At 65.6% G+C, this 13,535-nt stretch carries 11 protein-coding genes and 1 pseudogene; 2 read left to right on the top strand and 10 right to left on the bottom strand.

The features are described 5' to 3' along the window. Nucleotides 1–67 precede the first annotated feature (67 nt). The 7 genes from araH to J4D28_RS11440 all read right to left on the bottom strand — a co-directional run bounded on the left by araH (nt 68) and on the right by J4D28_RS11440 (nt 8,630). Complete coding sequence (araH, locus tag J4D28_RS11410; RefSeq protein WP_009050451.1) at nt 68–1,036, bottom strand: L-arabinose ABC transporter permease AraH; 969 nt, start codon at nt 1,034–1,036, stop codon at nt 68–70. A gap of 10 nt (nt 1,037–1,046) precedes the next feature. Beyond that, a complete protein-coding gene (araG, locus tag J4D28_RS11415; protein ID WP_009050452.1) occupies nt 1,047–2,591 on the bottom strand; it encodes an L-arabinose ABC transporter ATP-binding protein AraG in 1,545 nt (514 codons plus the stop codon). Nucleotides 2,592–2,651: 60 nt separating this feature from the next. Continuing rightward, nucleotides 2,652–3,656: a substrate-binding domain-containing protein gene (locus tag J4D28_RS11420; protein ID WP_009050453.1), complete on the bottom strand. Its 1,005-nt coding sequence runs from the start codon at nt 3,654–3,656 to the stop codon at nt 2,652–2,654. Nucleotides 3,657–3,744: 88 nt separating this feature from the next. Next, nucleotides 3,745–4,620, bottom strand: coding sequence for an SMP-30/gluconolactonase/LRE family protein (locus J4D28_RS11425; RefSeq protein WP_103331523.1), 876 nt, complete (start codon nt 4,618–4,620; stop codon nt 3,745–3,747). Between the two features lie 50 nt (nt 4,621–4,670). Beyond that, nucleotides 4,671–6,251 carry an aldehyde dehydrogenase (NADP(+)) gene (locus J4D28_RS11430; RefSeq protein WP_041984495.1) on the bottom strand — a complete coding sequence of 527 codons (1,581 nt, stop codon included), beginning with the start codon at nt 6,249–6,251 and terminating at the stop codon, nt 4,671–4,673. A 43-nt stretch (nt 6,252–6,294) separates the two neighbouring features. Beyond that, nucleotides 6,295–7,287: an AraD1 family protein gene (gene araD1, locus J4D28_RS11435; RefSeq protein ID WP_103331524.1), complete on the bottom strand. Its 993-nt coding sequence runs from the start codon at nt 7,285–7,287 to the stop codon at nt 6,295–6,297. Between the two features lie 20 nt (nt 7,288–7,307). Next, on the bottom strand, nt 7,308–8,630 hold the full coding sequence (locus J4D28_RS11440) for an MFS transporter (protein ID WP_103331525.1): 1,323 nt from the start codon (nt 8,628–8,630) through the stop codon (nt 7,308–7,310). A gap of 193 nt (nt 8,631–8,823) precedes the next feature. Between J4D28_RS11440 and J4D28_RS11445 the strand changes: the two genes are divergently transcribed. Next, nucleotides 8,824–10,560 carry an IlvD/Edd family dehydratase gene (locus J4D28_RS11445; RefSeq protein WP_177477909.1) on the top strand — a complete coding sequence of 579 codons (1,737 nt, stop codon included), beginning with the start codon at nt 8,824–8,826 and terminating at the stop codon, nt 10,558–10,560. A gap of 109 nt (nt 10,561–10,669) precedes the next feature. Then, nucleotides 10,670–11,392: a FadR/GntR family transcriptional regulator gene (locus J4D28_RS11450; RefSeq protein WP_009050459.1), complete on the top strand. Its 723-nt coding sequence runs from the start codon at nt 10,670–10,672 to the stop codon at nt 11,390–11,392. Nucleotides 11,393–11,406: 14 nt separating this feature from the next. Here the strand turns inward: J4D28_RS11450 and J4D28_RS30425 are convergent. The 3 genes and pseudogenes from J4D28_RS30425 to J4D28_RS11460 form a co-directional block, all read right to left on the bottom strand. Further along, nucleotides 11,407–11,565, bottom strand: a pseudogene (locus J4D28_RS30425) (DNA polymerase V subunit UmuC); the annotation flags it as partial. Between the two features lie 80 nt (nt 11,566–11,645). After that, entirely contained in the window at nt 11,646–12,569 is a 924-nt protein-coding gene (locus J4D28_RS11455; protein ID WP_103331526.1) for a hypothetical protein, read from the bottom strand. Continuing rightward, nucleotides 12,566–13,534: a hypothetical protein gene (locus tag J4D28_RS11460; protein ID WP_016703392.1), complete on the bottom strand. Its 969-nt coding sequence runs from the start codon at nt 13,532–13,534 to the stop codon at nt 12,566–12,568. Before J4D28_RS11460 ends, J4D28_RS11455 begins: the two co-directional genes overlap by 4 nt. Nucleotide 13,535: the final 1 nt, after the last annotated feature.

Genomic DNA, 13,535 nt, shown 5'->3' on the forward strand with positions numbered 1-13,535 from the left:
CTGCCCTGCCGACCCGGCAAGGCAGTGGTCCGGCGACGTCGGCATGCCCCTGATAAAGCCCCCTGGATCAGCGTTGTTTCATGCGGTCGATGACCACCGCCAGCAGCAGGATCGAACCGCGGATCACATACTGGTAGAAGGTGTCGATGTTTTTCAGGTTCATCGCGTTTTCGATGATCGCCAGTATCAGCACCCCGGCGATCACATGGCGGATCATGCCGATCCCGCCGCTCAACGACACCCCGCCCAGCACACAGGCGGAAATCACCGTCAGCTCGAACCCCTGGCCGATCATCGGCTGGCCGGAGGTCATGCGCGATGCCAGGATCACCCCGGCCAGCGCGCCGATCACCCCGTGCACGGCGAAGATGACGATCTTGGTCCGGTCGACGTTGACCCCGGCCAGCAGCGCCGCTTCCTGGTTGCCGCCGATGGCCATGGTGTTGCGCCCGTAGGTGGTGTAGTTGAGCAGCCAGCCGAAAAACAGGAAGCAGCCGATGGTGATCAGGATCGGCACCGGCACACCGAACAACTGGCCGTTGCCGAAGACGAAGAACGACTCCTGGGATACGCCGACCGCCTTGCCGTTGGCGAAGATATAGGCCAGGCCACGGACGATCTGCATGGTCGCCAACGTGGTGATCAGCGCATTGACCCGCAGCTTGGCAATCACGATGCCGTTGATCAGCCCGACCAGCAGCCCCATCAACAGCGCGGCGCCGACCCCGAGCAACACACTGTCGGTGTCGCGCATCACCACGGCCGCGACGACCCCGGCACAGGCGATCACCGAACCGACCGACAGGTCGAAATGCCCGGACGCCAGGCAATAGAGCATGGTGCAGGCGGCGATGCCGGTGGTGGAAATGGCCAGGCCCAGGCCGCGCATGTTCAGCGGCGAGAGGAAGTTGTCGATGAGCAGGGTGCAGAGCACGAAGATCCCCACCGCCGCCAACAGCATCGCCCAGTTATCGAGCAGGCCACGCAGGTCCAGGGGTTTGCGCGCCGTCGGCAACGCATTGTCTTGAATTGTCATGTTCACCTCTTCAGTTCTCCAGGCCGTCGGCGCGTTGGCGCGGCAAAGCCAGTTGCAGCAGGTTGGATTCATTGGCCTGTTCGCGGCTCTTTTCGCCACGCAGCGCGCCTTCGCACAGCACCAGGATGCGGTCGGAGATGCCCATCACTTCCATCAGGTCGCTGGACACCACGATCACCGCGATGCCGCTGGCCGCCAGGTCATGGATGATCTGGTAGATCTCGGCCTTGGCGCCGATATCGATGCCGCGCGTGGGTTCGTCGAGCAGCAGGACTTTCATCGGCATCGACAGCCAGCGGCCGAGGATGGCCTTCTGCTGGTTGCCGCCGGACAGGTAGACGATTTTCTGCGCCGCGTTGGGCGTCTTTACCTTCAACGCCTTGATCTGCTTGTCGGCGTTGCCCTTCTCCCAGCCGCCGCGCAACAGCCAGCCAAAGCTCGAATGGGCACCGCGCGCGCTGATGTTGATGTTCTCGGCGACGCTGGAAAGCGGAATGATGCCCTCCTTCTTGCGGTCCTCGGGACACAGCAGCACCCCGGCGGCGATGGCATCGCGCGGCGAGCGCAGGTGCAGCGCCTCGCCACACAGCGCCAGGCTTCCGGCGCTTGCCCGTTCGAGGCCACCCAGCAGGCGCAGCAGTTCGGTACGCCCCGCGCCGACCAGGCCGAACAGGCCGAGCACCTCGCCCTGGTGCACCTGGAAACTCAGCGGAGCACGCAGGCCCGGCCCCAGCAGGCCATCGACCTTGAGCGCCACCGCGCCGCGGGGCCGGGGGCGGTAATCGTAGATGTCCTGGATGTCGCGACCGACCATGCAGGTGACCAACTGGTCGTGGGTCAGTGCGCTCATGTCCTCGAAGGTGCGCACGTAGCGACCGTCCTTGAACACCGTCACCGCATCGCAGATACGGAACACCTCCTCCATGCGATGGGACACGTACAACACCACTTTGCCCTCGTCCCGCAGGCGCCCGATGATCGCCATCAAGCGCTCGATTTCCCGGGCCGAGAGGCTGCTGGTGGGCTCGTCGAAGGCAATCACATGGGCGCCACGGGACAACGCCTTGGCGATTTCCACCAGCTGGCGCTGGCCCAGGGACAGGCGGCCGAGCTTCTCGTCGGGATCGATTTCATCGGCCAGCCCCTTGAGGCATTCCAGCGCATGCTGGCGCAGCGCACGACGGTCGATCACCCCGAAACGGGCCGGCAGATGGCCGAGGAACAGGTTCTCGGCCACGCTCATGGCGGGCACCAGGTGCAACTCCTGGTGGATCACTGCCACCCCGCAGGCAATGCTGTCGGCCGCGCACTTGAACGCCATGCTCTGCTCGCCGATCTGCACGCTGCCGCTGCTGGGCGTGTAGGCGCCGCCGAGAATCTTCAGCAAGGTCGACTTGCCTGCGCCGTTCTCGCCCATCAAGGCGTGCACCTGCCCCGGGTGGGCGGTGAAGCTGATGCCGTCCAGCGCCTTGACCCCGGGGAAGGTCTTGCCGATGCCGTTGAAACACAAACTGGCGCCAGCGCTGTGTTGTCGTTTATTCAGTTGCGCGTGCATAACCACCTCATCAGGTCAGGCGGCCCGGTCGAAAGGGCCGCCGGGGAAAACCACCGGCCCTCAGTTCCACAGGCCGATCTTTTCCAGTTCTTGCTTGAAGTTGTCCCGGGTGATCAGCGTCACGTCGTCCATCGCCGTGTACTTGGGCGGCTCCTTGCCGGTGGTAACCCACTCGAACATCATGCTCGCGGTGTTGTAGCCCTCCATGTGCGGGCTGGGCAGCATCGAGCCGAAGAAGCCGCTGTCGGGTTTCTTCAGCTCGCCGATGGCGTCCGTGCCGTTGATGCCGATGCCGATCACATTGGCCGCGGCGAACCCGGCGCTTTCGGTGGCGCGCACGCCGCCCAGCACGCTGTTGTCGTTCATCCCGCCGATGATCAGGTTCTTCGCCCCGCTGGGCAGCTTGACCAGCGCCGAGTTGGTGGCGTCCATGCTGCCCGGCACGTCGAGGGTCTTGAGCGGGGCGAAGAGGATGTGGTCTTTGGGCAGGCCGGCTTCCTCCAGGGACTTGACCGAGCCGTCGGTGCGCTTTTTACCGGTGTCGAGTTCGTTGTAGGTGGTGATCACCGCGTAGGTGTCCTTCCAGTCCCAACCGCGCTTCTTCGCTTCGCCGGCCATGGCGGCGCCCTGCTTCTGCCCCACCTCGAACGCGGCCATGCCCAGGTAGGGCACGTCTTCCATGAACTGGCCCTTGGCATCGACAAAACGGTCGTCGACGGCAATCACTTTCAAGTCGTTGAGCTTGGCCTTGGCCATGATCGCCGGGCCCAGGGACACGTCCGGCGGGCAGATCACGAAGCCCTTGGCGCCGTTGGCGGCGAGGCTGTCGATCGCCGACAGGGTTTTCTCGCCGTCCGGCACGGCGATCTTGATCACGGTGAAGCCCTTGTCCTTGCCGGCCTTTTCGGCAAAGGCCCATTCGGTCTGGAACCAGGGTTCCTCCGCCTGCTTGACCAGGAAACCGATCTTCACCGGCTCGGCGGCGAGCAACAGGCAGCTCAGGCTGGCGGCCGACATGGCCAGGGCGGCACAACACAGGTAACGGATCCCACGACGACGATTCATAAGGTGACTCCTTGTTGTTGTTTTCAGAGTTCGTTGCACACAGCTTCGTTACACATCGCTTCGTTGCACACAGGTTCGGCCTGAAACCTCAACCGGCAAATCGATGACAGAGCTTCCCTGGGGTATCGACCCGGACGGCCAGCACCGCGCCGTCCAGAGGATGATCGAGCGGGCTGGCCGCGCTGGTGATGTACAGGGTCTTGAGGTCCGCGCCGCCGAACACGCAACTGGTGGGGCGGCTGACCGGCAGTTCGAGCACCCGGTCGACCTCGCCGTCGGGCGCCAGCCTGAGCAGGCAGCCGCCGTCCCAGCGGGCATTCCAGATATAGCCCTGGGCGTCCATCGCCGAACCGTCCGGGACACCGCGCGGATGTGGCCCGAACCAGCTGCGCGCGGGTTCGAGCCGGCCATCGCTGGCGATCGGGTACTGGTACAGCGTGCCGTCCAGGCTGTCGGCAAAATACAGGCAGCTGGCGTCCTCGCTCCACAGCAAGGTATTGGGAATCCCCAGGCCCTGGAGCAGCGGCGTGACACGCGCCTGGGTATCGATGCGGAACAGGCCACCGGAGCGCCGCCGCACGGGAAGGTCTTCGCCCTGCTCGCCGATGTTGTTCTGCATGGTGCCCAGCCAGAGCCGGCCCTGGGCGTCGCAACGGGCCTCGTTGGCGCGGTTGCCCGGTTGCGGATCGGCCACGCACAGCAGGCTCAGGCGCGGCGCCGCGGGCGCGGAGCCCAGGTCGAGGCGGTACACGCCACTGCTCAAGGTCACCAGCGCATCGCCGCGCTCACAGGGGATGAAGGCCGACACCGGTTCCGGCAGTTGCCAGGCCAGCAGCCGTTCGCCACACAGGCGCAATGCCTGCCGGCCGGCAATGTCGACCCAATACAGGGCCTGATCCGGCGCATCCCAGAACGGGCCTTCGCCAAGCTGCGCACGGTGTGCGGTCAGCGCGGTCCACGACATGAAACCTCCTGCATTGTTGTTGTTTTCAGGCAGACATTGGCCGACGCGCGTTACAGCCCGTCGCGCGATGGCCGTCCATCCACCAGGCGCTGGATACGCAGCGGGTTGGCGTTCTTCAAGGCATCCGGCAGCAGGTTGTCGGGGTAGTTCTGGAAGCACACCGGGCGCAGGAAACGCTCGATGGCCAGGGTCCCCACGGATGTGCCACGGGCATCGGAGGTGGCCGGGAAAGGCCCGCCGTGCACCATCGCGTCACAGACCTCGACACCGGTCGGGTAGCCGTTGATCAGGATGCGGCCGACCTTCTGCTCCAGCAACCCGGTCAACTCGCCGAATTGCGTGAAGTCCGCGGGCTCGCCAATGAGGGTCGCCGTCAGTTGCCCGCGCAGGCCGTTCAAGGCGGCGACGAGCTGGGCCTGGTCGGCCACTTCGACGAACACGGTGGTCGGGCCGAAGACTTCTTCCTGCAGCACTTCATCACCATCGACCAACAGGCTGGCCTGCGCCTTGAACAGCTGTGGCCGCGCCTGGTTGCCGGCTTGCGGATCGCCGGCCAGGTGCTCGATGCCCGGATGCGCCAGAAGCTTTTGCAGCCCCTTGCCGTAGCTGCTCAAGGTGCCGGCGTTGAGCATGGTCTGCGCCGGTTGATCGCCGATCAGTCGGGCAACCTGCTCGGTGAAAGCCGCGAACTGCGGCGAGCGGATGCCGATCACCAGGCCCGGGTTGGTGCAGAACTGGCCGCAGCCCTGCACCACCGACGCAGTCAGGTCACGGGCGACCGTTTCCGCCCGCGCTTGCAGCGCCTGGGGTAACACGATCACCGGGTTGATACTCGACATCTCGGCAAACACCGGGATCGGTTGCGGGCGCGCCGCCGCCATGTCGCACAGCGCTCTCCCGCCCTTGAGCGAGCCGGTGAAACCGACCGCCTGGATCGCCGGATGCTTGACCAGCGCTTCGCCGACGCCGGCGCCAAAGATCATATTGAACACGCCGGCGGGCATCCCGCTGGCCTCGGCCGCCCGGATGATCGCATCGGCGACCCGCTCGGCGGTCGCCATGTGCCCGCTGTGGGCCTTGAACACCACGGGGCAACCGGCGGCCAGCGCTGCCGCGGTGTCGCCGCCCGCCGTGGAAAACGCCAGGGGAAAGTTGCTCGCGCCAAACACTGCCACCGGCCCCAGGCCGATGCGGTACTGGCGCAGGTCCGGACGCGGCAGCGGCTGGCGCTCGGGCAGTGCCCGGTCGATACGCGCGCCGTAGAAATCGCCGCGCCGCAGCACCTCGGCGAACAGCCGCATCTGGCCACTGGTGCGCTTGCGCTCGCCCTGGATCCGCGCGGTAGGCAACGCGGTTTCCCGGCAGACCAGGGCGATGAACTCATCGTCCAGCGCGTCCAGCTCGTCCGCCACCGCCTCCAGGAATTGCGCGCGCCGCTGCGCACTCAGGGCGCGGTAGGCCGGGTAGGCCGCCGCGGCAGCCTTGGCGGCGGCCTCGACTTCCTGCGCCGTAGCCTGGTAGAACGCCTGGGGCAAGGCTTCGCCGGTGCTGGCATCGATGCTGTGAAGAATGACGGTGCCGGCGGCGCTGCGCTGGCCGCCGATGTAGTTGTGGCCAAAAACCTGGGTCATGCCTGTCTCCTCGAACCTGCTTGTCTTCTGGAAGAGCGCCTGCTTAAAGGGCACCTACGCAACCGGGCGCCAGCACCGCGTCGGCGCCGGCAATACCGTTGATCAATGGCGCACCGAACGCCGCCTGGCTGATTTCGAATACATCCCCCGGCTGCGTGCGGATACCGTCCGCGAACGACAGGGTCGCGGTGCCGAAGAAGTGAATGTGCACATCCCCCGGCCGCAGGAACTGGCGGTATTTGAAATGGTGGTACTCGAGGTTCTCCAGGCTGTGGCACATATTGGCTTCGCCGCTGAGGAACTCGTTCTGCCACAGCACCTGGCCATTGCGCAGAATGCGGCTGGTGCCCGCCAGGTGCTGGGGCAGCTCGCCGACCCTGAGTTCAGGACCATAGCTGCAACTGCGCAATTTGGAATGGGCCAGGTAGAGATAGTTCTTACGCTCCATCACGTGATCGGAGAACTCGTTGCCCACCGCGAACCCCAGGCGATAAGGCTTGCCGTCATGGCCGATGACATACAGGCCACCGATTTCCGGCTCTTCGCCGGCGTCTTCGGCAAAGGCCGGCAGGCGGAAGGCCTGGCCCGGGCGCACGACGATGCTACCGTCGCCCTTGTAGAACCATTCCGGTTGCACGCCGGCCTGACCGGCAGCGGGCTTACCGCCCTCCACGCCCCACTTGAAGATGCGCATGGTGTCGGTCAGCGCCGTGTCGTCAGCGCCCTGCTGGTGCATCTTGTCACGCGCCGCAGCACTGCCCAGGTGGGTCAGCCCGGTGCCGCTGACCAGCATGTGCGCCGGGTCCGGGTGATCCAACGGCGGCAGGATCCTCAGGCTTGCCAGCAGCTCGGCGTAGTCGTGGCTGATGCCCAGGCCGAGGCTTTGCACCTGCTGGCGCAGGCCGACACCCGCCTCGATGGCCGCCAGCGCCAGCTCGCGCACCGTGCCCACCGACTGCACTTCACGAACCAGGGCGTCCTCGACCACACCGACCCGACGCTCGCTGTTATTCAATTCGAACTGCACTAAACGCATGAACTTTCTCCTCTAGGCCATTAAGTACGCGTGGCGCCGCGGGCACTGGCGGCGAACTGCTCGACCGGCAGCACGTGCCTGCGCTCAAGCAACCGATAGACCACGCCCGTCAGCAGCAAGCCGAACAGCATCACGCAGGACAGGAAGTACAACCCCGACGCCAGGCTGCCGGTGTACTGCTTGAGCGCACCGATCACGAACGGACCGATGTAGCCGCCCAGGTTGCCCACCGAGTTGATCAGGGCGATCCCCGCCGCCGCGCTGGCGCCGGCAAAAAAGCGCCCGGGCAAGGTCCAGAACACCGCGGTGCAGGAAAACAGCGCGAAGGCCACCAGGCACAGGGCCGCCAGTTGCAGCAGCGGCGCCGACAGCCAGGCGCTGAGGAACAGGCCAATCGCCCCCAGCACATAGAGCACCGCCAGGTGGCCGTAGCGATCATTCAGGCGGTCGGAACTGCGCGGCACCACCAGCAAGCCGACGATCCCGAAGAGGTACGGCACCGAGGACACGAAGCCGGTGGCCAGGTCGCTGCCGCCGAACTGCTTGATCAACGTCGGCAGCCACAGGCCCAGGCCATAAATGCTCAAGGTCACCGGCAGATAGAACAGCGCCAGCAGCAACACCCGCTTGTCCCTGAGGGCATGCAGCGGATTGCCGTGGCGGGTCTGGCCGTATGCCTGCAGGTCCTTGTTCAGCTCGCCGGTGAGCCAGGCCTTCTCGGCCGGGTCCATCCAGCTGACCTGCTGCGGGCTGTCGGGCAGGTAACGCAGCACCGGCCAGGTCAGCAGGATCGCCGGCGTGCCGATGACGATGAACAGCCACTGCCAGCCGTGCAGGCCAAGGATGCCGTCCATGCCCAGCAGGCCGCCGGACACCGGGCCGGTGATCATCATCGCGATGGGTTGGGACAGGATGAACAGCCCGAGGATCTTGCCGCGATGGCGCACCGGGAACCATTGGGTGATGTAGTAGAGAACGCCGGGGAAGAACCCGGCTTCCGCCGCGCCGAGCAGAAAGCGCATCAGATAGAAGCTGTAGGGGCCCTGGACAAACGCCATGCCAATGGTGATGGCGCCCCAGGTGATCATGATCCGGGCGAACCAGCGCCGTGCGCCGAAGCGGTCGAGCATCAGATTGCTGGGGATTTCCAGGAGGAAGTAGCCGATGAAGAACAGGCCGGCGCCCAACCCATAGGCCGCATCGCCAATGCCGATATCGGCGCCCATGTGCAACTTGGCGAAGCCAACGGCGGAACGATCCACGTAGGCGATCAGGTACAGCAGGATCAGGAAGGGAATCAGTTTCAGCGTGATGCGCCGGACAAGCCGCAGCTCCTGGCTCATGAGATCGGTCTCCGATTGTTGTTTTTATAGAAGCTCGGGGGACGCCTCTCGCGGAAAACCGCCAGGGCCATACCTCAGTTGAAAACGACTATATAGTATTACTATTTAGCCAACAATACTTCCAAACCCAAGATTTTGCGCTTATGTTATGGCCAGACCAGAACAATATAGTCTTACAATAAGAGAGCTGACCATGTCTGATAAGAAACCCAACCTGCGCTCCGCCCACTGGTTCGGTACCGCCGACAAGAACGGCTTCATGTACCGCAGCTGGATGAAGAATCAGGGCATCGCCGACCACCAGTTCCATGGCAAGCCCATCATCGGGATCTGCAACACCTGGTCGGAGCTGACCCCGTGCAACGCGCACTTCCGCCAGATTGCCGAGCATGTCAAACGCGGGGTGATCGAGGCCGGCGGCTTTCCCGTGGAGTTCCCGGTGTTCTCCAACGGGGAGTCGAACCTGCGCCCGACCGCCATGCTCACCCGCAACCTGGCCAGCATGGATGTCGAGGAAGCCATCCGCGGCAACCCGATCGATGGCGTGGTGCTGCTGACCGGCTGCGACAAGACCACCCCGGCACTGCTGATGGGCGCGGCCAGTTGCGACGTGCCGGCCATCGTCGTCACCGGCGGGCCGATGCTCAATGGCAAGCACAAGGGCCAGGACATAGGTTCTGGCACCGTGGTGTGGCAGCTCAGCGAACAGGTCAAGGCCGGCACCATCACCCTCGACGACTTCCTTGCGGCCGAAGGCGGCATGTCGCGCTCGGCGGGCACCTGCAACACCATGGGCACCGCCTCGACCATGGCCTGCATGGCCGAGGCCCTGGGCACTTCCCTGCCCCACAACGCGGCGATCCCGGCGGTCGATGCCCGCCGCTATGTGCTGGCGCACATGTCCGGCATGCGCGCGGTGGAGATGGTTCGCGAAGACTTGAGGCTGTCGAAGATCCTCACCAAGGAGGCGTTCGAAAATGCCATCCGCGTCAACGCCGCCATCGGCGGCTCGACCAACGCGGTGATTCACCTGAAAGCCATCGCCGGGCGCATCGGCGTCGAACTCGATCTGGACGACTGGACCCGCATCGGTCGCGGCATGCCGACCATTGTCGACCTGCAACCGTCCGGGCGCTTCTTGATGGAGGAGTTCTACTATGCCGGCGGCCTGCCGGCGGTGTTGCGCCGCCTCGGCGAAACCAAGCTGATTCCCCACCCGGATGCACTGACGGTCAACGGCAGATCCATCGGCGAAAACACCCGGGAGGCACCGATCTACGGCCAGGACGAAGTGATCCGCACCCTGGACAATCCGATCCGCGCGGACGGCGGCATCTGTGTGCTGCGCGGCAACCTGGCGCCCCTCGGCGCCGTGCTCAAGCCGTCCGCCGCCAGCGCCGAACTGATGCAGCATCGCGGCCGCGCGGTGGTGTTCGAGAACTTCGACATGTACAAGGCGCGGATCAACGACCCGGAACTGGAGGTCGACGCCGACTCGATCCTGGTGATGAAGAACTGCGGCCCCAAGGGTTACCCCGGCATGGCGGAGGTCGGCAACATGGGCTTGCCGGCCAAGTTGCTGGCCCAGGGCGTGACCGACATGGTGCGGATTTCCGACGCGCGCATGAGCGGCACCGCGTATGGCACCGTGGTCCTGCACGTGGCACCGGAAGCGGCGGCCGGCGGCCCGTTGGCGGCGGTGAAGGAAGGCGACTGGATCGAACTGGACTGTGCCAGCGGGCGCCTGCACCTGGATATCCCCGAGGACGAACTGGCGGCGCGCATGGCCGACCTGCAGGCACCGCAGTCGCTGATCGTCGGCGGCTATCGCCAGCTGTACATCGACCACGTACTGCAGGCGGACCAGGGCTGCGACTTCGATTTCCTGGTGGGTTGCCGGGGCGCCGAGGTCCCGCGGCATTCCCACTGAGGGGGCTGATGCGGGCCTGTCGCCCACCGGTCCAGGCATGCAGGAGCGCCTGATAGATACGGGAGCGATGTTATGATGCAGCCAATTTCTTCAGAGCAGCCTCCCTGTTATGGATCACCAGCCTTCCAAACCCCGTAAGAGCATGCATGCCCGGATCGTTCAGGATCTGGGCATGCACATCGTCTCCGGACGCTTCAAGCCGGAAGATAGATTGCCCTTGGAGGCAACGCTGTGTGAGGAATACCAGGTCAGCCGCTCGGTGCTGCGCGAAGCCACCCGGGTGCTCAGCGCCAAGGGCCTGGTGTACTCCAAGCCACGGGTCGGCGCCGTGGTGCGGCCACGGGCGAAATGGCACTTGCTGGACCCGGACGTGCTGTCCTGGTTGATGCAGTCGACGCCTCACAGCGAGTTCTTCAACACCCTGGCCGGCGTGCGCCGCATCCTCGAGCCGGAAATCGCCGCCATGGCCGCCACCACCGCGACCGACCCGGACATCGCGGTGATCGAGAAAGCCTACCAGTCCATGGAGACGGCCAAGACCCACGAGGAGCTCTTGCAGGCCGACCTGGATTTTCACCGGGCGATCGCCGACGCCACCCGCAACGACTTGCTCGCCTACATGTGCAACATGCTGTCGCTGCCGCTGCGCGAGTCCATCAGCATCACCAACCGCCGCCCCGACATCCAGCGCCTCAGCCTGCCCCGGCACAAGGCGATCCTGACCGCCATCAAGAATCGCGACGCCCTCGGCGCCCGGCACGCCTCGCTGGTGCAACTGGACGACACCCGCGTGGCCCTGGACACCGTGATGAATGTCCTGACCCCGCTGTAAGCCACGCCAGCAGACCGGTGACGCAGTGCCACTGGGTCGGCCCTGGCCAGGTCCATGGCGGTCTTGATGCCCACCGCCTCAAAATGCGTTTTCATTCGGCGGCCCTCGGACACATCGATGTTGCGCAACCCCCAGTCGCGCTTATGCGTGTCGCAGATGCTCACTACGCCGCTAGAGCGCGTAGCTCGAGGAGAATGCGACGTGCCGTGCTGCCCGAGCTTGCTTTGATCTGGAATACGGCTCGCCCTCTTCACTAAGGGCTTGGCGTCGTGGCTGCGAGCAATGACGCAGCCGTCATGGCTGACGGGCGACGACAGAGTTGCCGCGCTTGCTGGAGCACAGGCGCACGCCAGACGATTCGCCCATCGTCCGAACTGCAGACCGGGGTATTGAGCGGCCAGCCGGCAGGATCGACCGCGTACGACCAGCCGAGGTCCCGCAGCTTGTCCCGGCACGGCAGCAACTCGGTCACACCCAGGCGGATCGCGCGATCGAGCGCATGACCGAGTTCGGCCGGATGCGGATAGTAAGGCGTCAGCAGGAACGCTCGCTGCGGCGATGTGCCCGCCCACGCGAGTCCGGCATCCACCATGTCGACGATCGCGGCCAGTGCGCAGGCATGCTCAGGCCCCGCACGCTTGAGCAATGCAGCAACGTTGATGTTCACGCATAGATCGACGATGTTCGGGTAGACCAATTCATCCAGCCAGGTCAGATAGACGCCTTCGCGATACCAGGGCCTTGCATCGGCTGCGACCCACCTCAGGCGAAACGCCTCGAGCACCCGGCGCGCGGCGAGCGTCAACTGCTGCGCCGGCCAGCGGCCGCCGTCGACCAGCGCAAGGGTGAAGAGTGCGGTGTCGTCGGCGTCCGGCAACAGCGCAATGGGCATCCACTCCGGCTGTCGATCGGGCGGATAGAACGAGAACGCGCCGCGCCGGTCCGGCCGCTCGCAGCACGCCAGGAAGTCGAGCGCGCGCATGCGTGCCGCGGCCAGCGCTGGTGTCGCGGGCCATGCCGAGAGCTCATGCAGGACCAGCGCGGTCACGAAACCGTTCTCGTCGGCGACCGGGCCTGTCGGCAGATCGACGATGGAGCCGAACGCACCGCTGGGCGATTGCGCGGCGAGCAGCGCATCCAGCGCGGCTGCGCTGGCGCCCGGGTGGACGCCGCTCATGTCGGCTCCAGTGGCGGCGCAACGCCAAAGGTGACGCCGAGTCCGGCGTCGCCGTACAGGGTGATGCCAAACATGGTGTGATGGGTTGTCGGGTCGTCGAGCGCGGCGAGCGGCTCCGTCAATTGCGCGTAGAAGCGCAGATCCCATCCGTGGCGCCGGCCAAGCTCCAGGATCCGCGCACGGGTCCGTCCGTCGCCGCCGAACAACGCGCGTGCGTGGGTGTAGAGCGTGAACGCGGTTGGCTCGCCACGCGCCGAGACCGAATAGCTGAAACCGTACAGATCGCCCGGGAGTTCGCGCCAGATCGGCAGGACGCAGCATTCGCCCAACAGCTCGACGAGTTCGCGGTAGCGCGACGCAAGATTCACCCGCGCCAGCAGCGCGACCAGGTCGGGCGCGATCATGCCTTCGATTCGCGAGTAGAACTCCGTGCGCTGCGAGTCGGGGTCCACGCCGATCAGCTCGATGTGCTGCTGCTTGTCCGGAAGCGACTTGGGCCGGCCGATCACCTCGGCGGCGAAGGCGTCGGCATCGGCCGCCGCATCCTTCGGCACCTCGAAGTAGAGCTTGGTGCGACACTGCCCCGCGCGATGCCGCCCACCGACATACGCGCCGAAGCGCAGCGGATGACCGGCCTGGAGCCGGCGAACCGCGTCGACGGTGGACGCGGGCACCGGCGCGGCGCCAAGCGCCGCCAGCTGCCCGAGCGCGGCATCGACCCTGCCGCGCGGATCGCTGCCGGGCAGCGCCGGGTCGAACGTATAGCGCAACGCATCGTCAGCGGTGGAGAACGCGATCTCGACCGGGAAGCCGCTCATGGTCAGCAGGCTGCCCGTGAAGCCGTCGGCCGCCCGGACCCGATCGTCGAGCAGGCGCAGGAGCTGCGCACGCGCCTGCTCCGCGTCGTTGCCGTGAAAGTGCCGGGCGATCTGCAGCGTGCGCTCGAGTGCCGGGTGCCAGGCCATC

The sequence above is a fragment of the Pseudomonas sp. GW531-T4 genome (assembly GCF_017349615.1).
GTDB classification, from domain to species: Bacteria; Pseudomonadota; Gammaproteobacteria; order Pseudomonadales; family Pseudomonadaceae; genus Aquipseudomonas; species Aquipseudomonas chlororaphis_I.

Excerpts from the sequence above, each read along its gene's own strand:
- J4D28_RS11455 (WP_103331526.1), bottom strand. The coding sequence starts at position 12,569 with ATGAGCGGCGTCCACCCGGGCGCCAGCGCAGCCGCGCTGGATGCGCTG.
- J4D28_RS11440 (WP_103331525.1), bottom strand. The coding sequence starts at position 8,630 with ATGAGCCAGGAGCTGCGGCTTGTCCGGCGCATCACGCTGAAACTGATT.
- J4D28_RS11450 (WP_009050459.1), top strand. The coding sequence starts at position 10,670 with ATGGATCACCAGCCTTCCAAACCCCGTAAGAGCATGCATGCCCGGATC.
- araH (WP_009050451.1), bottom strand. The coding sequence starts at position 1,036 with ATGACAATTCAAGACAATGCGTTGCCGACGGCGCGCAAACCCCTGGAC.
- J4D28_RS11420 (WP_009050453.1), bottom strand. The coding sequence starts at position 3,656 with ATGAATCGTCGTCGTGGGATCCGTTACCTGTGTTGTGCCGCCCTGGCC.
- araG (WP_009050452.1), bottom strand. The coding sequence starts at position 2,591 with ATGCACGCGCAACTGAATAAACGACAACACAGCGCTGGCGCCAGTTTG.
- J4D28_RS11425 (WP_103331523.1), bottom strand. The coding sequence starts at position 4,620 with ATGTCGTGGACCGCGCTGACCGCACACCGTGCGCAGCTTGGCGAAGGC.
- J4D28_RS11460 (WP_016703392.1), bottom strand. The coding sequence starts at position 13,534 with ATGGCCTGGCACCCGGCACTCGAGCGCACGCTGCAGATCGCCCGGCAC.
- J4D28_RS11445 (WP_177477909.1), top strand. The coding sequence starts at position 8,824 with ATGTCTGATAAGAAACCCAACCTGCGCTCCGCCCACTGGTTCGGTACC.
- araD1 (WP_103331524.1), bottom strand. The coding sequence starts at position 7,287 with ATGCGTTTAGTGCAGTTCGAATTGAATAACAGCGAGCGTCGGGTCGGT.
- J4D28_RS11430 (WP_041984495.1), bottom strand. The coding sequence starts at position 6,251 with ATGACCCAGGTTTTTGGCCACAACTACATCGGCGGCCAGCGCAGCGCC.